The 22,354-nt window shown below is 59.4% G+C and carries 21 protein-coding genes; 14 read left to right on the forward strand and 7 right to left on the reverse strand.

Annotated features, from left to right (window positions below; translation table 11 throughout):
- Positions 1-106 precede the first annotated feature (106 nt).
- The 3 genes from HFRIS_RS00615 to HFRIS_RS00625 form a co-directional block, all read right to left on the reverse strand.
- Entirely contained in the window at positions 107-586 is a 480-nt protein-coding gene (locus HFRIS_RS00615) for a nuclear transport factor 2 family protein (RefSeq protein WP_006461249.1), read from the reverse strand.
- A 9-nt stretch (positions 587-595) separates the two neighbouring features.
- Positions 596-1,207, reverse strand: coding sequence for a TetR/AcrR family transcriptional regulator (locus HFRIS_RS00620; RefSeq protein WP_006461250.1), 612 nt, complete (start codon positions 1,205-1,207; stop codon positions 596-598).
- Between the two features lie 211 nt (positions 1,208-1,418).
- Positions 1,419-2,312 carry a LysR family transcriptional regulator gene (locus tag HFRIS_RS00625; protein ID WP_006461251.1) on the reverse strand — a complete coding sequence of 298 codons (894 nt, stop codon included), beginning with the start codon at positions 2,310-2,312 and terminating at the stop codon, positions 1,419-1,421.
- 107 nt (positions 2,313-2,419) lie between these two features.
- On the opposite strand from HFRIS_RS00625, the gene HFRIS_RS00630 reads away from it, so the two are divergent.
- From HFRIS_RS00630 to HFRIS_RS00665, 8 genes are all read left to right on the forward strand, one after another.
- Positions 2,420-3,352, forward strand: coding sequence for an NAD-dependent epimerase/dehydratase family protein (locus HFRIS_RS00630; RefSeq protein ID WP_006461252.1), 933 nt, complete (start codon positions 2,420-2,422; stop codon positions 3,350-3,352).
- Between the two features lie 449 nt (positions 3,353-3,801).
- Positions 3,802-4,575, forward strand: coding sequence for an enoyl-CoA hydratase/isomerase family protein (locus tag HFRIS_RS00635; RefSeq protein WP_006461253.1), 774 nt, complete (start codon positions 3,802-3,804; stop codon positions 4,573-4,575).
- A 72-nt stretch (positions 4,576-4,647) separates the two neighbouring features.
- On the forward strand, positions 4,648-5,706 hold the full coding sequence (locus HFRIS_RS00640) for an ABC transporter substrate-binding protein (RefSeq protein ID WP_006461254.1): 1,059 nt from the start codon (positions 4,648-4,650) through the stop codon (positions 5,704-5,706).
- 152 nt (positions 5,707-5,858) lie between these two features.
- Positions 5,859-6,911 carry an ABC transporter ATP-binding protein gene (locus HFRIS_RS00645; protein ID WP_039873755.1) on the forward strand — a complete coding sequence of 351 codons (1,053 nt, stop codon included), beginning with the start codon at positions 5,859-5,861 and terminating at the stop codon, positions 6,909-6,911.
- A gap of 12 nt (positions 6,912-6,923) precedes the next feature.
- Positions 6,924-8,639, forward strand: coding sequence for an ABC transporter permease subunit (locus tag HFRIS_RS00650; RefSeq protein WP_006461256.1), 1,716 nt, complete (start codon positions 6,924-6,926; stop codon positions 8,637-8,639).
- A gap of 27 nt (positions 8,640-8,666) precedes the next feature.
- A complete protein-coding gene (locus HFRIS_RS00655; RefSeq protein WP_006461257.1) occupies positions 8,667-10,217 on the forward strand; it encodes an AMP-binding protein in 1,551 nt (516 codons plus the stop codon).
- 58 nt (positions 10,218-10,275) lie between these two features.
- Entirely contained in the window at positions 10,276-11,091 is an 816-nt protein-coding gene (locus HFRIS_RS00660; protein ID WP_006461258.1) for an IclR family transcriptional regulator, read from the forward strand.
- A gap of 108 nt (positions 11,092-11,199) precedes the next feature.
- On the forward strand, positions 11,200-11,691 hold the full coding sequence (locus HFRIS_RS00665; RefSeq protein WP_006461259.1) for a DinB family protein: 492 nt from the start codon (positions 11,200-11,202) through the stop codon (positions 11,689-11,691).
- A 53-nt stretch (positions 11,692-11,744) separates the two neighbouring features.
- Here HFRIS_RS00665 and HFRIS_RS00670 read toward each other — a convergent pair whose 3' ends face one another.
- From HFRIS_RS00670 to HFRIS_RS00680, 3 genes are all read right to left on the reverse strand, one after another.
- Positions 11,745-12,716: a PDR/VanB family oxidoreductase gene (locus HFRIS_RS00670; protein ID WP_006461260.1), complete on the reverse strand. Its 972-nt coding sequence runs from the start codon at positions 12,714-12,716 to the stop codon at positions 11,745-11,747.
- Positions 12,717-12,742: 26 nt separating this feature from the next.
- Positions 12,743-13,897 (reverse strand): aromatic ring-hydroxylating oxygenase subunit alpha, encoded by a 1,155-nt coding sequence (locus tag HFRIS_RS00675; protein WP_006461261.1) that lies wholly within the window; start codon positions 13,895-13,897, stop codon positions 12,743-12,745.
- Between the two features lie 133 nt (positions 13,898-14,030).
- On the reverse strand, positions 14,031-15,152 hold the full coding sequence (locus HFRIS_RS00680; protein ID WP_006461262.1) for an FAD-dependent monooxygenase: 1,122 nt from the start codon (positions 15,150-15,152) through the stop codon (positions 14,031-14,033).
- A gap of 271 nt (positions 15,153-15,423) precedes the next feature.
- Between HFRIS_RS00680 and HFRIS_RS00685 the strand changes: the two genes are divergently transcribed.
- Genes HFRIS_RS00685 through HFRIS_RS00700 form a run of 4 tightly spaced genes read left to right on the forward strand, consistent with a single transcriptional unit; the run spans position 15,424 to position 18,487 of the window.
- Complete coding sequence (locus tag HFRIS_RS00685) at positions 15,424-16,587, forward strand: alpha/beta hydrolase family protein (RefSeq protein WP_006461263.1); 1,164 nt, start codon at positions 15,424-15,426, stop codon at positions 16,585-16,587.
- Positions 16,584-16,889, forward strand: a complete 306-nt coding sequence (locus HFRIS_RS00690; RefSeq protein ID WP_006461264.1) for a subunit of meta cleavage enzyme — start codon at positions 16,584-16,586, stop codon at positions 16,887-16,889. Before HFRIS_RS00685 ends, HFRIS_RS00690 begins: the two co-directional genes overlap by 4 nt.
- On the forward strand, positions 16,882-17,709 hold the full coding sequence (locus HFRIS_RS00695) for a DODA-type extradiol aromatic ring-opening family dioxygenase (RefSeq protein ID WP_006461265.1): 828 nt from the start codon (positions 16,882-16,884) through the stop codon (positions 17,707-17,709). The genes HFRIS_RS00690 and HFRIS_RS00695 overlap by 8 nt, the downstream gene beginning before the upstream one ends.
- 1 nt (position 17,710) lies before the next feature.
- Complete coding sequence (locus HFRIS_RS00700; RefSeq protein ID WP_006461266.1) at positions 17,711-18,487, forward strand: alpha/beta fold hydrolase; 777 nt, start codon at positions 17,711-17,713, stop codon at positions 18,485-18,487.
- Positions 18,488-18,587: 100 nt separating this feature from the next.
- Here HFRIS_RS00700 and HFRIS_RS24460 read toward each other — a convergent pair whose 3' ends face one another.
- Positions 18,588-19,598 carry a helix-turn-helix domain-containing protein gene (locus HFRIS_RS24460; RefSeq protein WP_006461267.1) on the reverse strand — a complete coding sequence of 337 codons (1,011 nt, stop codon included), beginning with the start codon at positions 19,596-19,598 and terminating at the stop codon, positions 18,588-18,590.
- Between the two features lie 324 nt (positions 19,599-19,922).
- Here HFRIS_RS24460 and HFRIS_RS00710 point away from each other — a divergent pair, with 324 nt between their 5' ends.
- Both HFRIS_RS00710 and HFRIS_RS00715 read left to right on the forward strand, forming a co-directional pair.
- Entirely contained in the window at positions 19,923-21,035 is a 1,113-nt protein-coding gene (locus HFRIS_RS00710) for a porin (protein WP_006461268.1), read from the forward strand.
- A gap of 41 nt (positions 21,036-21,076) precedes the next feature.
- A complete protein-coding gene (locus tag HFRIS_RS00715) occupies positions 21,077-22,348 on the forward strand; it encodes an MFS transporter (protein WP_006461269.1) in 1,272 nt (423 codons plus the stop codon).
- Positions 22,349-22,354 lie beyond the last annotated feature (6 nt).

Consider the following 22,354-nt stretch of genomic DNA (forward strand, 5'->3'; position numbering starts at 1 on the left):
ATCGCATTCCTGATGACCGTGTTCATCCGCATCAAGGAAAACAAAGGTGTCGTCGCGCCGGACTTGCGTACGGCCGGGCCGAAGTAGGCGCGACGGCGAGACCAGCTCAGAGTCCCAGTTCGGACAGACCGGGATGATCGTCGGGGCGACGTCCGAGCGGCCAGCGGAACAGCCTTTCGCTTTCAGTGATGGGGCGGTCGTTGATGCAGGCGTAACGGTTCTGCATCAGTCCGTCTTCGTTGAATTCCCAGTTCTCGTTGCCGTAGGAGCGGAACCAGTTGCCGGAATCGTCGCGCCATTCATAGGCATAGCGCACGCCGATGCGGTTTCCGTTGAATGCCCACAGTTCCTTGATCAGGCGATATTCCAGCTCCTTGGCCCACTTGCGCTCGAGGAAGGCACGTGCTTCGTCCCGGCCGTTGGCGAACTCGGCACGATTGCGCCAGCGCGTATCCAGGCTGTAGGCAAGAGAGACTTTTGCTGCATCGCGGGTGTTCCACCCATCTTCGGCCAGGCGCACCTTCTGGATGGCGGACTCGTGGGTGAACGGCGGAAGGGGCGGACGAACTTCAGTATTGGATGACATGATATGACCTCAATGGTGACGTGAATGTTTAGGTGAAACGGACCCCGCCTGCTGCTGCAGGGTGGATAAAAGCAGAGCGGCCGCTCTACCAGCGCTATCGGCGGCACCTGTATCGCCAGTGACCATGGCCACTGCAGTTGCGCCGTCGATAAGAATCAGAAAATAGTTCGCGATTTCGTCCGGATTGCTCAAGCCTGACGCATTGGTCAGCTCACGCAGATAGGAGAGCAAGCGTTGCTTGTGCAGCGCCGCTACCGCGCCAATCTCGGGATTGACCCCGCCAAGTTCACCGGCGGCATTGATAAATGCGCAGCCGTGGAAATCCTCGGTTTCAAACCATTGGCGCAGCGCAGGAAAGATCGCCGCAAGTCGCTCAAGCGGAGCACTGGTTTGCGAAGTCGCATCGATAAACCACGCCATCCACCGCTGGTCTCTCGCCAGCAGCGCGGCCGCGACCAAGGCTTCCTTGTTTGAGTAGAGCTGGTAGATACTGCGCCGCGCTACACCGGAGGCCTTCACGATGGCATCCATCCCGGTGGCGTGAATGCCCCCTGAATAGATGAGTTTCTCGGTCGCGGCCAGTAGCCGGGCGGTGAGAGGGGAGTCGTCAGTAGTATCCATGTGAACCAGATGAGAATGATCGTTCTATGCATAGTAGAACGATCATTCTCAGAGGTCAACAACTTTCGTTGCGATGGGGAGAAAGAAACAACGGGCGTTGTGGTTGTTGATCAATTGCGAATGTGCAATGGATCGCTGACTGGGCAGAGGGGAGGAATACCCGGCGCCCGAGAAAAACCGGCAGAAGCTGCCTGAACGCCCGACGCGGAGGTCAATGACGTATATAGGCGTCCAGACCCTTTACCAAGGCGGCAAATGTCACAGCGCAGCGCGGACTTGCTCGCAGGTGCTCATGCATGGCGACCCATGTTTCCATCTTGAGCGAGAATTGCCTGGGCAGCAGACGCACCAGTGCGTCGTCCCGCGCCGCCAGTGCCACCTGGCAGATGCCGATGCCGAAGCCCGCGCGGATGGCGGCCAGTTGTGCGAGGTCGCTATCGGTGCGGAACGCCAGGATGGCACGCGAAAGCCAGGGGAGCTCTTTCAATACCTTGCGCACATAGGCGCTTTCCTGGTCGAAGCCGATGAGCGCATGCTCGGCCAGCGCTTCGAGCGAGCGCGGTGTGCCGTGAGCCGCAAGATAGCGCTGGTGGGCATGTAGACCCAATTCGATGCTGCCCAGCCGCCTGGCGATCAGCGCATCCTGCGACGGCTTGAACATGCGCACGGCGATATCGGCCTCTCGGTTCAGCAGGTCATCGGGCTTGTTTGACATGACCAGTTCGACGCGCAACTCCGGATGCTGACGTCTGAGTTCGGTCAGGATGGGCGGCAGCACTTCCACGCTGATGACTTCGCTGGCGGTCAGCCTGACAGTTCCGCGCACTTCCTTGCCCTGGCTGCTGGCGACCCGGCGCAATGCAGCGGAGGTGGCGGCAATCCCGGCTGCAAAGGGTTTCAGTTCCAGTGCTGCGTCGGTGGGCGAAAAGCCGTCGAAGGAGCGAACGAAGAGTTTCAATCCCAGCGTCGATTCCAGCTGGTCGATATGGCGGCCCACGGTCGGCTGCGTCAGGCCCATCTCGCGTCCGGCCGCTGACAGCGAGCCCGTCTCCAAGACCTTGAGGAAGGTTCGGTACCACTCCCAATTCGGTTCGATGTCAGCCATGGTATTCATTTATGTATAGACGCTAGGCTAATTTATGCAATTTTCACTGATGCGTCAATTTTGCATACTGGAGCTTCTTCCATCACACGCTACCCAAGGAGAACTCCATGTCCAAGATTGCCCTGTTCGGTGCTGCCGGCGCCATCGGTCGCAGCATCGCTGCCGCCATCAGCGCGCAAGGCCAGCATTACCGCGTTGTCGGCCGTAGCGAAGCGAGCCTGCGCAAGACCTTCGGATCAGATCCGCTCGCCGAGATCGTCAGCTGGAACCCCGATTCACCGGCATCGGTGGAATCGGCCGCGCATGGCGTCGATACACTGATCTACCTGGTCGGCGTCAACTACACGCAGTTCGAGCTGCATCCAGAACTGATGCGCAAGACCCTGGCCGGCGCCATCCGCGCCGGTGTCAAGCGCATTCTCCTGATCGGCACGGTGTACCCGTATGGTGTTCCGCAGACCACACCGGTGCGTGAAGACCATCCGCGCCAGCCGCATACCTTCAAGGGCCGCATGCGCAAGGCGCAGGAAGATCTGCTGATGCAGGCGCACACCGAAGGGCGCATCCAGGCGGCGGTACTGCGCCTGCCGGACTTCTACGGTCCTGGCGTCGAAGCCAGCCTGTTGCACGGTGCGATCAAGGCAGCGGCGCAAGGCGGCAGGGCGGACATGATCGGCCCGCTGGATCGGCCGCACGAGTTTGTGTTCGTGCCGGACGTCGGTCCGGTTGTGGCCAGGTTGGTCAACACGCCTGCGGCCTTCGGCAAGATCTGGCACCTGGCGGGTGCGGGCGTGACGACGCAAAAAGCGCTGGTGGCGGAAATGGAGCGCCAGACCGGGCGTAAATTGAAGATCCGGGTGGCGGGCAAGACCCTGCTGCGGTTCATCGGAATGTTCAATCCCTTGATGCGCGAACTGGTGGAGATGCATTATCTGCAGACGCAGCCGGTGATCATGGACGATTCGGCGCTGCAGCAGTTGATCGGGCCGATAGAAAAGACTTCCTATGCGGAGGGTATCCGGCTGGCGCTGAAAGGCTAGCGCCGGTTCACATCCAATCACTCGTCGATTGAATGTAAACAGGCCCTGGATTTCTTGCGGTATCAACGCCGTAGCGCTCGGCGGTCCTACCGCTTCAGGCAGCCATCTGGTACGCCCAGTAGATCCACCGGGAAACGCCCGCGTCGCCGGACCGGGTGTCCACCCTCACTGAAACACGCTCTTCCCCCCACCCTTTGCGCAGCACACTACACACACAGCACTGACCACCAGGCCGACTCCCGGCCGCGTTCCCACCATCCTCTTCCCTCAGGCCAGCCCTTCGCCTTCGCCCATTCATTGTGCGTAGCGCCAAATTTCAGGGATTCGGCTCGCTCCCAAAGATAGCTAATGGTGCATTTAGCGTCTATTGCATCGCATATAGACAGGCACATTTGTTGCTATATCATTTTATGGCACATTAAAACATTAGTTATTACATAGGAATAGTTATGGAAAAATACATCAAGACTTCACGGGACGGCAATGTCGCCATCATCACGCTGAACCGGCCCGAGAAACTCAATGCATGGCACACCGCCATGCGCAACGAGATCATCGCCGCACTTGCTGCTTTCAATACCGATACGGCGATCGGCGCCATCGTCATGACTGGTGCTGGTGACCGGGCCTTCTGCGCGGGCCAGGAGCTGGAAGAAGCCCATGGTTTCGACCAGGCGCGCGCCGATGAATGGATGACCGAGTGGGAAAACTACTACCGCACCATCCGTACCCTGCAAAAGCCATTGATCATCGCGCTCAACGGAACGGCAGCCGGCTCGGCCTTCCAGGTGGCGCTGTTGGCCGATATCCGCGTCGGCCACGCCGGCTCACGGATGGGACAACCAGAGATCAATTCGGGTATCCCCAGCGTCACCGGTCCCTGGATCATGAAACAGATGCTGGGCATTTCCCGCACGATCGAACTGACGCTGACCGGTCGCATGATGGAAGCGGCTGAAGCGCACGCCCTGGGCCTGATTCACCACCTGGTGGAGCCAGCAGAGGTGCTGCCCAAGGCGCTGGAAATTGCACGCGAACTGGCCGCCAAACCGTCGGTGGCAATGCGCCTGAACAAGCAGCGCTTCTGCGAAGTGTCCGAAGAAGGTTTCGTCAAGACCATCGCTGCAGGACGTCGTATCCAGATGGAAGCCTACGCCACTGGAGAGCCGGCACGCATGATGGAGGAGTTCTTCAAGAAGCGGGGCCACAGCATCACGAAGTAAGGCGCGACATCGTCGGTAACAGCAGCAGGGAATGCAGGTTTTGGATCAACTACTCTATTCAGGGAGCATGGTATGAAACAGCCCGTCAACAACAAGCGTCGTGGAGTGCTCAAGGCAGCAGGCGGCACGGCATTGGCAGTCGCAGCACCGATGGTCATCGCACAGAACAAGACACTGGTGGTGTCCGATCCAGGCGGCCCTTACACGACCGCGTATCGCAAGGCGTTCTACGATCCGTTCGAGAAGGAAACCGGTGTCAAGATCGTCAACGTGGCGCGCGAGTCACAACCCGTGGCCCAGTTCACCGCGATGGTGAAGGCCAGGAACTTTGTCTGGGACGTCACAACGCTCACGCTGCAACAAGATATTCCCATCCTTGAAGAAGGTGGACTGCTGGAGCCGCTGGGCCTGGTGCCGACTGACTTCAAGAACATGCTGGCCGGTACTGTCACACCCAATTTCCTGGGGGTGGATGTCTACGCCACCATCCTGGCCTACCGCACCGACAAGTACGCCAACAATGGCCCCAAGACCTGGGCCGATTTCTGGAACGTCGAGAAATTCCCCGGCCGCCGCTCGTTGCGCCGCAATGCCATCGATACCCTGGAACAAGCCCTGATGGCTGACGGCGTCAGCCCCGACAAACTCTATCCGCTGGATCTGGACCGCGCCTTCAAGAGCCTGGACCGTATCAAGAAACACGTCGCGGTATGGTGGACCAGCGGTGCGCAATCGATGCAGCTGATCCAATCCGGCGAGGTCGACATGATCTCGATCTGGAATGCGCGCGCTCAAACCGCCATCGAAGGCGGCGCACCGGTGGCCATCAACTGGAACCAGGGTCTGTATTCGGTGGAAGGCTGGGGGGTGCCGAAGGGTACGCCGAAGGCTGCCATCGCCAGGGACTTCGTCAAGTTCTGTGCCGACGCCAAGCTGCAAAGCGCATTCACCGATACCTTGGCCTATGGTCCGACGGCGCTGGAGGCGTACAAGGACATCCCGCCCAAGCGCGCGGCGATCCTGCCGACCTCACCGGAAAACATCGGTCAGATGCGCCCGCCAAACGGACCCTGGTGGCACAAGAACCGTCTCGCCGTGTCGGATCGTTTCAACGCCTGGCTGCTCAGCTAGGACCGCACTGCCGCACTGACGTAAAGCCGCGCCGCAGCGCCAACGCCAGCACCACATGGCGTCATGCGGCGCAGCCAGACCTGTTCCCCTCGCACCGTCGTCCGCGCGCTTGTCAACTGCGCCGCGCGGGTGCATGAACTGAATGACACATCATGACTGCACGATTGCAAACACTGGGTATCTGCAAACACTACGACAGCGTCACTGCGCTTTCGCCGACCGACCTGACGGTGCAAGATGGCGAGTTCCTCACCTTGCTCGGACCCTCTGGCTCGGGCAAGACCACACTGCTTCAGATCATCGCTGGTCTGGTCGAGCCCAGCGCAGGCCAACTTATCATCAGCGGCAAGGAAGCCACCCACAAGCCGGCCGGTGAACGCGGCATTGGCATGGTGTTTCAGAGTTATGCCCTGTTTCCGCATTTGTCAGTGTGGGAGAACATCGCCTATCCGCTGCGCATGCGCAAGATGGACAAGGCCGCGATCAATGCCGCCGTCCAGGATGCGCTGGACATGGTGCAAATGGGCGCCTGTGTACACCGCCTGCCGCGCGAGCTGTCGGGCGGACAACAACAGCGCATCGCGCTAGCGCGCTGTTTCGTCTACAAACCTTCGGTGATCCTGCTCGACGAGCCGCTGGGTGCGCTGGACAAGAAACTGCGCGAACACATGCAGGCCGAGATCCGCAAGCTGCACAAGGAGCTCGGCGCCACCTTCATCTACGTCACCCACGATCAGGAAGAAGCGCTCAACCTCTCCGACCGTATCTGCCTGATGAACAATTCAAGGATCGAGCAACTGGGTACGCCAGAAGATCTCTACGATCGCCCAGCCACCGCCTTCTCAGCGCAGTTCATCGGTTATTCCAACCTGTTGCGGGGAACGGCACAACGCGGTGCCGGCGGCGTCAGCGTATTGCATCACGGCCGCCACACACTTCCCCTGGACGCGGCGGCCGCGCGCGAAGGCGCGGCGCAAGCATTGGTGGTGCGACCCGAGCAGGCCACGCCGTGCGGTGCGACTGAAGCGCTGCTCAACGGCCAGGTCACCGAAGTGGTGTTTGCCGGATCCGATTACCGCGTGCTGGTCGATGTCGGCGGTGACGAGCCTTTCCTCTTGCGCTGCAGTCGCCGTGATGCGCCAGAGGTCGGCGCCAACATCGGCCTGCGCTGGAACCCGGCCCACGCTGCAGTGGTCAATCTATAAGCGGAGCACATCATGCCTGCCTCATTCATGAAGACCCTGCGCGCACTGCTGCCAGCCGTGCCTTGTCTGTTGTTCCTGGCGATCTTCTTCTGTCTGCCGGTAGTGGAGATCCTGCAAACCAGCGTGCTCGATGCCGATGGCCATTTCACCACCGCGCAATATGTGCGCCTGGGAAGTGACTTCGTATTCTTCAAGGTGCTGTGGACGACCTTCTCCATCTCCGGGATGACCGCGCTGTTCTCCGTCCTGCTTGGTTTTCCGGTGGCCTATTTCCTTAGCCAGCTGGACGATCGGATACGCGAGCGCTGGATCATGTGGATCATGATCCCCTTCTGGACGAGCTATCTGGTCAAGACCTTTGCCTGGATCCTGGTGCTGTCCAAGACCGGCGTACTGTTTTCCCTGGCACACGCGCTGGGCATGGTCGATGACGGGCGCGCCCTGGTGCCGTCCATGTTCGGTGTCATGATCGGCATGGTGCATGCCATGCTGCCATTGGCCGTCATCAACATGTTGCCCATCATGCGCAGCGTCAACATGCAATTGATGCATGCGGCCGAAACGCTGGGGGCCAGCCCGTCGGTATCATTCTTCTCGATCTTCCTCCCCATGGCGGGGCCGGGCGTGGCCGCTGCCGGCTTGCTGGTCTTCATCACCAGCCTCGGCTTCTTCATCCTGCCGGCCTTGCTCGGCGCACCCAGCGAGACCATGGTGGCGCAACTGGTGATCCAGGCCATCAACGAACTGTTCAACCTGCCCTACGCTGCGGCCCTTTCGGCGGTACTGCTGGTGGCGGCCATCCTGATCTTCATGCTCTACGACAAGCTGGTCGGTCTATCGTCGTTAAGTGGCGAAACGCGGACCCGGTCGTCCAGTGGCGGTACCTGGAGCAATACCCTGCTGATTGCCATCGGGCGCCTGTTCAGTGGGCTCCGTCGTGCCACCGATGGGCGTCGTCCGATCATGAAGGTCTATGGCTTCGGCATCGTGGCATTGCTGTCCCTGCCGATCATCGTGGTGCTGCCCATTGCCTTCACCGATTCTCCCTTCCTGAGTTTCCCCCCCAAGGGACTCAGCCTGCGCTGGTTCAACAGTTTCTTGTTCTCGGAAGTCTGGCAGACATCGTTCCTGCGTTCATTTGGCGTCGCCACCGTCACGGCGCTGGCCTCTACTGCATTTGGCATCGGCGCAGCGTTGGCGCTCACCCGCTTGCCTTCGCGCTGGACCAAGCCGTTCTTCGCCTTCTTGCTGGCACCCCTCATCGTGCCACGCATCGTGGTGGCAGTCGGTCTGTTTTATCTCTTCTCCCGGTTGAGCCTGGTCGGCACCGATATCGGCCTGGTCATCGGTCACACCGTGCTGGCCATCCCCTATGTCGTGGTGACCATGGCGGCCGCACTCAAGCGCTTCGACTGGCGCCTGGACGATGCCGCGCGCATCCTCGGCGCGTCGGCCATGACGCGGCTGCGCACCATCCACTTGCCGATCATGATCGGCAGCATCGCAGCGGCGTTACAGATGGCATTCATCATTTCGTTTGACGAACTGACCATCGCCATCTTCGTCAGTGGTGGCCTCAAGAACACGCTGCCCAAGCAGATGTGGGACGACATGATCCTGCAGGTGAACCCGACGCTGGCCGCCGTATCGCTGGTGATGGTGGTGATCATTTCACTGCTGGTGGCTCTCCCGTCGCTGCACAAGAGACTACGCATGGCCCGTAGCTGACTCCATCCCTTTTGAATAAGAATCGACATGCACGTCTATCCACATTACTTTCCCGTTCGCGACACCGCTGACAACCTCGATGTTGTGCCGCTGCTGCAATCCGGCTTTGCCGCCGATGCAGAGCGCGCGCAAGAGACGCTCATCGAGTTCAACGGTGTACCCACCTCCTATGGCGAGATGGCACAGCGTGTCGCACGCATGCGAACCTGGCTGGCGCACCAGGGTATCGGCCACGGCGACCGGGTTGCCCTGATGCTCGAAAATGGCCTCGAACACATGGCGCTGATCTATGCACTGATGCTGAGCGGAGCAGTCTGGGTGCCGGTCAATACGCGCCTCAAGGCGCCCGGTATCGACTATCTGCTCGGCCACTGCAAGCCCGACCTCTTCATTACGCAACCCAGCTTTGCCCAGGCTCTCGCCGGCCTGGAACAGGAACCCAAAAAACTGGTCTGGCTCAATGAGCTGGAACTGCCGGCCGCTGAAGCGCTGCCGCACATACCCATCGCATCGGACGACACGCTCTGCCTGATCTACACCTCCGGCACCACCGGCGCACCCAAGGGCGTCGTATTTACCCATCGGATGATGCGCATCGCCAGCGAGGGCACGGTGTTGGTATCCGGTGTGAAGCCGGGCGACCGCATGTTCGTCTGGGAGCCGTTATGCCACATCGGTGGCGCACAGCTGCTGCTGGTTCCCTTCCTGGCCGATGTCAGCCTTCAGGTGGTCGAACGCTTCTCGGCCAGCCGCTTCTGGCAGCAGGTAGAGCAGGCCCGCTCGACCCACTTGCATTACCTGGGTGGCATTCTCGATATCGTCTGCCAGCTGCCACCCGAATCCCAGCCAGCGCAGCACACGCTGCAGGTCGCCTGGGGCGCCGGCGTATCGATCAAATCGTGGGACAGCATCGTGCAACGCCTGGGGATTGCCTTGCGCGAATGTTATGGCATGACCGAGGTGTCGAGTTTCACCACCGTGAACTACAGCGGAAAACCAGGATCGATCGGCCGCGCCTTGCCCTGGCTGCGTGTCGAGCTGCTCGATGAAAACGACCAACCCGTACCCACCGGCGAGCTCGGCCAGATTGTGGTCTCCACCGATGTCGAGGGATGCTTCCTGCCCACCTATCTGGACAACCCGAAAGCCACCAGCGAAGCCCGCCGCCACGGCAAGCTCTACACCGGCGACATGGCACGCTCGGACGACGAAGGCGATCTGTTCTTCGTCGGCCGCAAGACCGACAGCATGCGGGTACGTGGAGAAAATGTGTCGGCCTGGGAAATCGAACGCATCTTCGTCATGCACCCTGCCATCGCCGCCGTCGCCGCCATCGGCGTGGCCAGCGATGTCGGCGAACAGGAAATCATGCTGTTCGTGCAATTCAAGGAAGGGATGAAGCTCCCATTTGACGAACTGGCTGCCTGGGCCAGCTCGCGCCTGGCGAGTTATCAGCTGCCGCGTTACTACCAGCAGACGCAAGGATTCGAAACCACGCTGTCAGAACGCATCCGCAAGCATTTGCTGAGCCGTGATCTGTCGTTGGCCTGGGATCGTGCCAGTAGTGTGCTGAAGTAACGTGGGAAGCGGCGATAATAGTGTTTTTTGACAGATGCCCCGCCGCAATGCGGGGCCAATGAGCGAACGCATGGCCACAAAAAATGACACCGCCCGCACAGGCAACGAACTGACGGGCGCAGACTCGCCGCTGTACGTGAACTCGGTCGAGAAGGCGATGAAGGTACTGATGGCCTTCGACGGCCAGCAGCGGCAGTTGTCGCTGACGCAGATCGCCGCCCTCACCGGATTCGATCTCAGTACCACGCAGCGTTTCACCTACACGCTGATGACGCTGGGCTACCTGAGCAAGGATGAGGCCGTGCGCAAGTACGAGCTGGCGCCACAGGTACTCAACTTCGCCTACCACTATCTGTCATCGAGCGACCTTGTGCTGCGCGCGACGCCCTACTTGCAGCAACTGAGCCGGGAAACCGAGGAGACCACCAATCTCACCATCCTCGATGGCACCGAGATTGTTTTCGTCCAGCGTATCGTCAGCAGCAACGTGCTCAATCCGACGGTGGTGACCGGCACGCGCTTACCTGCTTTTTGCACCGCCAGCGGTCTTGCCATGATGGCGGCGCTCGATCCCCATGAGGTCGACGACATTCTCGCGCGCAGCGACTTGCGCATGTACACCCCCTACACCGTGGCCGACAAGGCTGCGATCAAGCAGCGGCTGATCCGTTTTCGCGAGCAGGGCTATGCACACAGCCGCGAAGAATATTTCCTGGGCGATATCTCGACGGCGGCGGTGGTGATGGATCACCGTCGCGGCCGCCCGGTCGGGGCGGTCAACCTGGCCATTGTCACAGCCCGTTGGGGCGGCGACGCCGACGAGCGCCGGCACGCCGATCTGGTGATGTCTGCGGCACGTGCCATTGCCAATTGATCATCTCATTTCCCTGTTCAGAAACGCCGGCTTCATCCAGCGTGAAGCAGTCGAGTCGCACGCGTTTCCCGGATGAGGTATCGTGCAGCGCTGAGGAGGAACTTGAAAATGGACTTGTTTAACATCCTGGAATACAAGAGTTGGTCGGACCGACGCATTCTTGACGCGGTAGCGCAACTCACCCAAGCGAAACAGAAAAGCGCCCTGGATTTCGCACGGCAACAGCTGAACCACATGGTTCGTGTCGAGGAGTTGTTTCAAGCCAGATTGCGCGGAGTTGAAGACCCCCATGACTCCACCAATACCGAGCATCTGCCGGAATTGGCCGAGCTGGATTCCAGGCTGACGGCGGCAAACCAATGGTCGTTGGCCTACGCCAGGAGCCTGACTTCCAGTAGTTCGAAGGAAAGCATTTCTTTCACGTTTGTCGATGGCAAGCGCGGAAGACTCAGCCGCGAAGAAGCCCTGTTCCACCTCATCAATCATGGAACCTACCACCGAGGGGCGATTGGACACGCTCTTGATCTGGCCGGTGGTCATCGTCCGGCCGATACCTACAACGTATTCATTCATGCTGCCGAGCCGGAGAGAAGGGGCTGATCCCATGCCCCCCATCAGCAGCCCTGCCAGGCCACGGCGCCCATGACGGATAACTACAAATCCAGTTCAATCATCTGGCAAGCCGCTCTGGAACAGCATGGCGTGAATTGGTCATTGCGGCGCTTCTCTTCATCGCTGAGAATGAAATCACGGTGGTCGATGCTGCCGCTCAGCACACGAGTGATGCATGTCCCGCATATTCCTTGCTCGCAGGAAGTAGGAATTTCGATGCCATTTTCTGCCAATACCTGAACGACAGACTTATCTTCAGGGATGTGGAAGACATCGCCGGTGCTTGCAATCCTGACGTCAAAGCTAGCGCCGCTCTTTTCCTCGACCGACGGTGCGGAAAAGTACTCCTTGTGGAGCTGTTCTTTTTTCCAGCCCAGCCGTTCCGATTCGCCCAGGACGAAGTCCATGAAGCCGGTCGGCCCGCACACGTAGAGGTGGTCATCGGGTTGACGAGACCTGGCGATGTCAGCCAGGTCGAGCTTCTGGCCCTCGTTATCGAAGTAGAACCGAACGTCCTTGGCAAAGGAGCGTTCGGCAAGACGCTGGCGAAACGCTGCGCGAGCGGGTGACCGGGCGCTGAAATGAAGTTCGAATGCTTTGGATTGGGCGTGTAACTCCTCTGCCATGGACAAAATGGGTGTGATGCCTACGCCACCGGCCACCAAAATCGACCGACCGGTGGTGGGTACCAGGTTGAAGTTGTTTCGGGGAGCACTGATACGGATCGATTGGCCAACTCCGATCGCATGCATGCCCCTGGAGCCGCCACGGGACGGTTCTGTCAGAAGCACTGCAATTTCGTATTCGCTCTCTTGTCCCGCCACGTTACACAGCGAATATTGGCGGACCAGGTTGGGAGCGACTTCGACATCTATGTGCGCACCGGCGGTGAAGCGGGGCAAGGCCTCACCACTGGCCGCTCTGAACCTGAACGAATAGATTCCATCCGCTTCCAGGACCTTGGCCGATACGGTCATGGTCATCCACAAGTTACTGCCTGCATCGAGCTTCATATTCTCATTCCTGCTGACTTCCGGATTCAGGACTGCTGCATCATCACCACCTGGGGGAAGCCGGCACCGGTCGATGGCGGAGCGTTTTCCTTATCCTTGGCTTCCTGGTCGGCCCGTCCTTTGAGATAACGCCGCATGGCCACGCCGAGCGCATCGCTGGCGATGGAAATCTCGTAGAGGTCGTCCCCCTGTTCTGCGATCACTTCTTCGAGCAAGCTCAGGCCGACCACGTCTTCATCGAATGCCTTGAAGAAATTCGTGGCCATGAATTGCGTCGCTGCCTCGTCGGTCTGGGCAAAGTCACGGCCCAGATAGATGAAGTAGTGGGTGGTGTTGTGCGTGGCAGGTGTGGCCATGTGAGCGACCTTGATGAGGAATTCCGGACGTTCTCCTTCCGCAAGTGCCGAATCGTACAAGCGGGTTGTCACCTCGTAGAGCGCAGGTGTCAGGAATTCATTGCGAACGATGCGCGATGCGGTTGGCACACCGTCCAGTCCAGTCGGCTTTCCCCAGACCGGTGGCAGTTTGGTCGGCGACACCGTGCGTACCAAGGCAAACCTGCCTTCACCCATTTCGGATTTGGTGGGGGCTTTCACATAGTCGGGTGAGCCGATGGTGTTCGCATGCATGTAGCTCAGGTGCGAGGTGTCCAGCAGATTCTCGTGCAAGTAGACGTAACTGGACTTCAGGTCGTAGTAGCCCTTGGCGCCTGCCCATTCACTATCCATCATCCAGGGCAGCGCCGGAACCTTGGACTCATCAGCCAAGGCGGGGTCACCCATCCAGATCCAGATGACCGGGCCACGCTCCGCTAGCGGATAGGTACGTACGCCGATGTTCTTCGGGCATTTTGCAACTGCGGGGGCTTCGATGCAGTCACCGGATGCGTCATAGCGCAGGCCATGGTAGCCGCAGACGACGGTATCACCGTCCAGCTGACCCGCGGACAGAGGATAGGAACGGTGTACGCAACGGTCGTCCATGACGACCGGATTGCCAGCTTCGGTGCGGTACAGGATCACGCGTTTGCCGAGCAGGGTGCGTTTGAGCAGAAAACGACCTACTTCATCGCTGAAGGCTGCGACATACCATTCGTTGAAGATAAACGGCGTATTGCGGTCGGCGAGGCGGCTCATGGCGACTTGTGCGCCGCGGATGATGTCGTGAGATGGCTGTGTCATGCTGGTCTCCACTTTGTTCTAGGTACAAATTCCGATATTAGTCTTCTCGCCTGCAAGATTTTGTCTCTATGCGAAGCAGGACTTGCCCGATCTTGCCGTGCTCAGAAACGCCATGCTGCTCCAAGAGTCGGCGTCAGATCGGCTCTGCCAGGACCTTCAGGGATTGTTCGACAAGCACGGTTTGCTCCGCGATCGGCCGACCGGCCTGTTCGCGTCGCCCAATCTCCAGTGAGTTCTGCACCACCAGCAGGCAGCGCTCATAGCGCCGGGACATGTAGCGCATCAACGCAAGGTCGATATCCTGGCCGTCACCGAATTCTTCCGCCAATACCAGGGCATCTTCCGCCGCCAGACCCGCACCGGACGCCAATTGAGGCGTCGTCGGATGGGCGGCATCGCCGATGAGCAGGACTCGGCCCTTGAACCACGGATCCGGCAGTAGAAAGGCTTCCAGCGGCCGATGGACGATGGTGTTCTCCGCGCTCAGAGATTTGCCGATTTCACGGATGATGCCGCCATAGGAGCGAGTCAGACGTTCCAGTTCTTCAGGAAGGGACTCTTCCGGGAGCCGACGTTTTTCCTTGGCGTTTTCCAGGAGAAACATGTACATCCGCTCCTTGGATACGGGTGTCAAACCGACTTTATACGGGCCGCCCAGGAAGAAATGGCGCCGGTCGATTTCAGGAGGGCGAGGCAGTTGGGCGCGCCAGGCGCTCTGACCGGTGTACTCAGGAGTGGGGGCGTCCGGGAAGAGCAGGCTCCGGATACGTGAGAAAAGTCCATCCGCGCCGATCACCAGGTCATAGCTGGACCGGGTGCCGTCGGTCAGTTCTACGTCGACCTGGTCATGACCTTGCTTGAACTTCTCCACCGAGAGTCCAAGACGCACATTCACGCCAGCAGCCAGGACTCTGGCCGACAGAATCTTGTGCAGTACCGGCCGCATGATGCCGCCGCAGCCGGGAATGCCATCCTCTGGTCGTACGGGGGTGGGCAATACTGCCAGACGCGCACCGTCGGTAGAGCACACCTGAATGCCGGCGCCGGTATAGGCCTGCGCTTCAATGTCCGGTAGCACGCCCAGCGCCTTGAACGCCCGCAGTGTGGGGCCGGTAATCGTGATGCCCGCGCCGTAGACACGCCATTCCGGGTCAAGGTCAATGAGCTCCACATGGTGACCGAACCTGGCCAGCGATATGGCGGCAGACATCCCGCCAACCCCACCGCCCACGATAAGAATCTTCTTCTGTTGCATCTACACAAGTCTCCAGTTACCGGACCCAGCACGACCGCAGTCGATACGAAAGGCCAGGATGTTGTTCACACTCGCAGCGTAGCGGTATGCATGGATGAAATTTGCCTGAACTGGCCGTGCAATTTGTCTCGGAGCGAAGGAGGCAGACAGCGATGCTGCGCTGAGGGTCAAAAGGCGCAGCACAGGGGGCAAAGTAGCTGGCCTTCGCGCGCCTACGATATCAGTCCCGGGCCCACATCGATAAGGGCTTGCAACTGACAGAGGTGACGAATTGAGCGAGAACGTAGAGAATGCCGGCGCCGTGCAGGGCCGCCCCAAGACCCTGGCCGAAGCCAAGCAATGGATGCTGGGCAAGCTGGCAGCCAAGGTGCACCCGATGAATCTGGTGTCGAAGGAAGACGGTGAGCGTCTCATTGACTCCCTTCAGGGTCTGGATGGCGCATCGTGGGCGGCCGTCTGGGGCAAGGCCGGTGACGAAACACGTGCGCTGGCAGACCGCGCCCGTGAAAGCGCCAACGACGCAGAAGCCGCCGCGCTCTACATGAAGGCAAGCGGCTTCTATTTCATGGGTCGATTCCCTTGCCCGAATCATCCTGACAAGGAGCGTTGTGCACGCGCAGAGCGCGAGACCTATGTCCTCGCAGGTTCGTATTGGGATAATCCGGTGCAGCGCGTCACCATTCCCTTCGAAGGCCGCAGCGGTGAAGGCAAGGAAATCGTGTTCCTGATCCGTCGTCCCCAGGGTGTGGAGCGCCCGCCTGTCGTTGTCATGTGGGGCGGGGTGGATGCATGGAAAGAACAGATGACCGCCGCATGCAATGCCTTCCTGGCGGCCGGCGTGGCGACCATCGCCATGGACAATGCAGGCACCGGCGAGTCACCGGTGAAGGGTGTTCAGGATGCAGAGCGCCAGTTCCTGCCCGTCTTCGAGTGGGCCAGTCGTCAGAGCGACCTGGACGGTGCAAAGGTCGGCATCCTGGGGCGCTCGTTCGGTGGCTACTGGGCGACCAAACTGGCGCACTTGCAGCCGGAACGCATTGCGGCCGCTGTGAACTGGGGCGGTGGCGCCCACTATATGTTCCAGCCAGAGTGGGTCGAATCCTCCCGTTACCCCGACAGCTACCTGATGGAGCTTGTCGAAACGCGTCAGCGCATGCTGGGCGTGAGTACCGACCAGGAATACATTGACGGCTTCAAGCGCCTTTCTCTGGTGGACCAGGGGTTGCTCGACCAACCCAGCGCGCCGATGCTGCTGGTGAACGGCAAAGAAGACAAGCAGTGTCCCATCGCTGACCTGCATCTCCTGATCGAGCGTGGCACTCCCAAGGCCGTTCGCCTGTTCCCGGGCGGACACATGGGAAATACGCCGCAGACGCTGCCAACGATCGTCCAGTGGCTATCCACCCACGTCAAAAACCAGGTGGGGGCCGCATGAGTGGAAACTGGGTCCAGCAGATTCCATCGCAATCTGCCTACTGGTTGAACAAGGTGCTGTTCGAAGTCCATCACAACGATGGGCAGCTCAAGCGCTATCTGGCATCTCCAGGCGAGTATCTGTCGACCGTACCGATGCCGGAAAACCTCCGGGAAGCGGTTCGTACCAATGATATTGGCGCCATGTATCTGGCGGGTGCCAATCCCTATCTGTTAAGGGCGCACTGCCTGGGATTGCGCATTTCGGAACAGGAATTCCTTGCATCACTGAAGGCCGTCGCTGGAGGACAAAAGAATGGCTGAACTCGTAGGAATCTATGCGGCGAGCCACACGCCCGTCATGCTGAATTTTCCGGATGCCATCCCCGGTGAAGACCGGGACGCGATTTTCGCGGCGTTCAAGGAGATGGGGCGGCGCATCGCCGAGTCGCGGCCCGATACCGTCATCGTCATTTCCGACGACCATGTCCACAACTTCTTTTTCAACAATTTCCCTGCATTCTGCATCGGTGCCGCCGAGAGCTACCAGACGCCTGTGGAACACTGGCTGAAGGCTGAGAAGCAAGTCTTGCCGGGGAATGCGGCATTGGGGGCGCACCTCCTGGGTGAAGCGCTGCAAAACGGGTTTGACCCGTCCTTCTCGATCGAGCTGGTGCTTGACCACGGCTCGCTGACCCCATTGTTGCTGGCCGGTCTGGTACCTCACGTACAAATCGTTCCATTGCTGGTGAACTGTGTCCAGCCACCCTTGCCCACGATGCGCCGATGCGTCGACTGGGGCAAGTTCCTTCGCAAGGCGATCGCCAGCTTTGACGCCAGCAAGCGCATCGCGATTCTTGCCACCGGTGGCATCAGCCACGATATCGCCACGCCGCGAATGGGCATGGTCAACGAGGAATTTGACCGCCAGTTCCTGGCCAACCTGGGCAGCGGCCATACGGATACGATTGTTGAGCACGCGACAAACCATGTCGCTGCTGCCGGAAATGGTGCGGAAGAAATCCGCAACTGGTTGATTGGCCATGGTGCAGCAGACGGTGCCCAGTTCGAGTCGCTCTACTACAAGGCAGTCTCCAAATGGTACACAGGGATTGGTCTGGCCCAGTGGAAAGTGAAGGGCTGAGATGAACGCTGAAATTGTTCCACTTGCAGCCGAGTCACTCGGCAAGGATGACAGTCACGCGGTTGTCTTGCTGCATCCCATTTGTGCGAATCGCGATATCTGGCGCCTGCAACTGCCCGTCTGGTCAAAGTCGTTCCGGCTGGTGCTGGTTGATCTGCCTGGACATGGCTTCAGCAAGCCGCTCGGGGGGACGCCAACACTCACGGACTTCGCCCGGCAACTGGCTGTGACTCTGACGAGGGCGGGGGTTGACCAGGCATCACTGGTCGGCGTGTCGCTTGGCGCAATGCTTGCACAGGCCTTTGCACTGGAATTCCCGGAGCGAATCCGAAAGCTCGTCCTTGCCAACGCGGGAGCGGTCACTCCTGAACCCGTGGTGGCGCTCTGGAATGAGCGTCAGAGGAGTTACCGCGAGTTCGGCGCCGAGCAGCATGTACGTTCGACGATAGAACGCTGGTTCGATGATGACTATCGCGCCCGTGCGCCGCTGACCGTGAAATGGATTGAATCCCTTGTACGAGGTACGACCCAGGCGGGGTATTTTGAGGCAGTCGATGCCATCAAGGGAATGAACCACGTAGCGCGGCTGCAGGAGATATCAGTACCCACGCTGGTCGTTGCCGGTGAGAAGGATGCCGCCGTGAAGCCGGAGATTTGTGCAAAGGTCGCCGAGGCCATTACGGGCGCCAGATCTGTGGTGCTGCCGTCGGGTCATATCAGCAATGTTGAAGCCGCTGCCGAATTCACGGAAGTTGTCGGGCAATTCCTGCTGAGCTGAATCAGGAGTCAGGAGTCAGGCAGCTCCTGACGGCCGAGGCCCCAATCCGCTGGCTGCGGATTGGGGCCTCGCCACATGGCGCCGACATGTCCATGCAGGCTTAGCCGTGCACCTTCCTGTACTCCCGAGGGGTCATGTCGAACTTCTCCTTGAAGGCACGACTGAAGTGGGCAACATCGCTGAAGCCCCACCCATAAGCCACCTCCCCGATGGGCCGGTTCGATAGTTGACGCGATACCAGGTCTTCACGGCATCGTTCGAGACGCTCGGACCACACCCACTTCATCAGCGACGTCTGTTCCGCGGTAAAGAGCTGATAGATGTGCCGCGTCGACAGGTTGACCGCCTGCGAAATCATCTCCGCATCCAGCGACGAATCGTGCAGGTTGTCACGAACAAACGCACGGATGCGCTCAAGGTGAAAAACATGCAGCTTGGAGGGCAGGGCCGTCATTTCCTTGTCGCAGAGGGACAGCGCAACCGCAAGCGTGTAGGGAAGGGCTTGCGCAATACGCGCGGCCGTATTTTCATCGAGATCCGATGCCATGCCGAACATCTCGTCATTCATTGCCCGGAAGATTGCCCCCGGGCCACCGGCTGTCTCGATTCGCCTGGCCGTGCGCAGATGCGCATCGGGAACCACCCTGCGCAACAGCTCCGAATCGACGTAGGTCGAGTGCGTCACCATATGCCCGGTTTCGATGTGGAAGGGGGATGCCAGGTCGATAAGCACCATGTCTCCAGGTCGTACACGGGCGCTGCGCCCTCCTTGGGAAACATGCGCCTCACCTTCCTTCTGGACAGTCACCAGCCACCGGCGGGTGTCTTTATGTGTCGCCGGTGCGGACGTCTCATGGGGAGAAAAGCGGATGGATGCAAATTGCAGGCTTCTGCCGCAATAGGCTTGCATCTGGGTGCTCAAGGGCTCGTCTTTTCCGGAGTCCAGTGACAGGCCGATCGAAAAAAGGCTGGCCATCTGCCTTTCGAACAATCGCGCGCCCTCACGGGACGGACTCTCGGCGGTAGAGAAGGTGCGGATAAAAATGGCTGTCTCCTTGGTCGTTGCGGCGCTCTTTTTGTTTTCATCTGGTGGGCGAAATGCGTTCGCCATTGATGTCGCCTTATTAGTCAAATTCTAGCGCGGACTGAAGCAAGATGGGGAATCGTAAAGGAATAGATTAACGCTACTCCCACCGGGAAATGGGAGACGGAAATAGTTTGCTCGCATCAACACAAAAAGCTGCTCATAAATGTGGCTCATTAATGCAGCTCCATAAACGCAGCTCATCGGAGACCTTTACCCACTTCACCACGCGGCGCTCAGCGCCAGATGCATCGCCGTTTCTGACGACGAGCTACAACCATAACAACGAAACCGAATGTCGCACTTGGCCGATAGGGCGTCGTGCGTCCTTCTGAAAGAGGAAAGAGAGACATGCAAAAAATCAAATGGAAATTCGGCGCAATTGCTGCCCTTGCTACGCTGCCCGTCGCCTCCTGGGCTCAAAGCAGCGTCACCATCTCGGGCATCATGGATGCCGGGGTTTCATACGTCAGCAATCAATCCGGAAAAAGCAATCTGCGGGCCGATAACGGCATCGGTGTCCCGAACATCCTGTTCATCAAGGGACAAGAAGACCTGGGTGGAGGCACTGCGGCCATCTTCCAGCTTGAGAGCCAGTTCAATCTCAGCACCGGCGCATCCTTGCCCGGAAACAATCTCATCTTCGGCCGCCAATCGCTGGTGGGTCTGAGGGATAACAAATGGGGCACACTCACCGCCGGCAACCAGTACGAATTCATGCACGACTCGCTGTTATTCGGCGGGTTTGATTCCGCGCTGACCTATGGCGGGTACTACACATTCCGTCAGGGACCGTTCAATGCCCTGGCGGTGCCGAACAACCCAACCGGCGCCTCGGACTTCGACCGCCTGGCCGGCCTGGCTCGCGTCGCCAATTCCGTCAAGTATCTGAGTCCGGATTTCAATGGCGTGACGTTCGGTGGGATGTACGGCCTCGGCGAGGTAGCGGGAGACACCTCTGCATCGCGCACCATCAGCCTCGGCACCAACTATGCCAGCGGTGCATTCGGCCTGGCAGCCGCATATACCGATGCGCGCTACTCCACTATGAGCAACGGTCACGACGGTATCCGCAACTGGGGTTTGGGCGCGCGATACCGGATCGGCGACTACAAGCTCAATCTGCTCTACACCAACACCCGCAATACCCTGACCAAGGGCGAGGTGAACGTCTATCAAGCTGGCGTCAACTGGCAGATGGATGTCGCCTGGAACCTGGGCGTCTCCTATGAGTACATGAAGGGGAACGCGCAATTGGCGCACAATTACGCCCATCAGGGAAATGCGACGCTGCAGTATTGGCTCTCGAAGCGGACCGATATCTACCTGCAGACCGTGTACCAGAAGGCAGGCGGCGACAACGCCACTACCCAGGCCTGGATCAACGGCCTGTACGGCCCGGGGTCTGCTTCCAGCACAGGTAGCCAAGCCATCTTCCGGATCGGCATGGCAACCCGCTTCTGAGCAGCCTGAGCCCTGAATTAAAAGAACAGAACGGAGATAGTATGAATATGTTGTCCAGTGGGACTGCCGCCGCGACGGTCGGAGAAGAGTCCTGGCGGTATCGCGGGTGGGTGGTGGTCCTTGCGTCGATGATTGCCTTGATGTTCGGGCCCAGTACCGTGGCGGTGCTCAGTCTGGGGCTTTTCATCAAGCCCCTGGAAGCCGATTTTGGCTGGAGTCGCACCCAGATCGCGCTCGCCAGCTCTATCGTGTCTTACACGGTGATGTTCATTTCCCCGATTCAGGGCTACCTGACGGACCGCTTCGGCGCGCGGGCCATCATCATTCCGTGCATCCCCTTGTTCTGCGTCGCCATAGGTCTGATGTACTTCATGCCGCCGGTGCCGTGGATCTACTACGCCGCATGGGTTGCTCTGCCGGCTATCGGTATTGGTATCTTCCCACTCTCGTATCTGCGTGTCGTCAGTTCCTGGTTCGACAAACGCCTGGGCCTGGCGATCGGCATCGCCAACGCGGGTATTGGCATCGGTGGCGCAGTGATTCCGCTCGTGATCGGAACGGTGATCGTTCAACAAGGCTGGCGTGCCGGATTCGTGGGCCTGGCCGTGCTGGTCGCACTGACGCTACCCATCGCGTTCTTCTTCATCCGGGAAAAACCTGGTACTGAGCCCAGAAAGGGGAAAGCGCAGAGCGTTCCCGGTGTTGATTTCAAGGAGGCCGCGCGTAGCAGGCAGTTCAAACTGCTGGTCGGCATCTTCATGCTGCTGGGTATCATCAATACCGCATTGATTGTTCACCAGATCCCGATGTTGATTGATGCAGGCGTGACCCCACAGCGCGCTGCGGTGGTACAGGCGACCTTCGGTATCTTCGTCATCGTGGGCCGCCTGCTCACCGGCCTGCTTATCGACTACATCTCTGCGGCTTTGGTCATGTGTGTCCTCGCATTGGGAGGCACGATTGCCTGTGTGCTCTACGCGTACGGCGTCACCGGCGACGTGGTGTTCCTGTGTGCCGCATTGCTGGGAATGGTGCTGGGGGCAGAGTTCGACGTGCTCAGCTACCTTTTGAAGCGCTATTTCGGTATGCGCTCATTCGGCAAACTGTATGGCGTGATTTTCGCTGTATTCCAGTTCGGTGCTGGTGCCGGCGCCGCATTTCTTCCCATCATGCGCCAAGCCTCAGGAAGTTATCGCACCGGTCTGTTAAGCTTTTCAGCCGCCACCCTGGTTTGCGCATTGCTGCTCGTCATGCTCCACCTTTGTGGTCGTATCGGGCAACCTCAAGCACACCCCCATCATTCGAGTATCTGACAAGGA

The organism is Herbaspirillum frisingense GSF30, from assembly GCF_000300975.2.
GTDB classification, from domain to species: Bacteria; Pseudomonadota; Gammaproteobacteria; order Burkholderiales; family Burkholderiaceae_D; genus Herbaspirillum; species Herbaspirillum frisingense.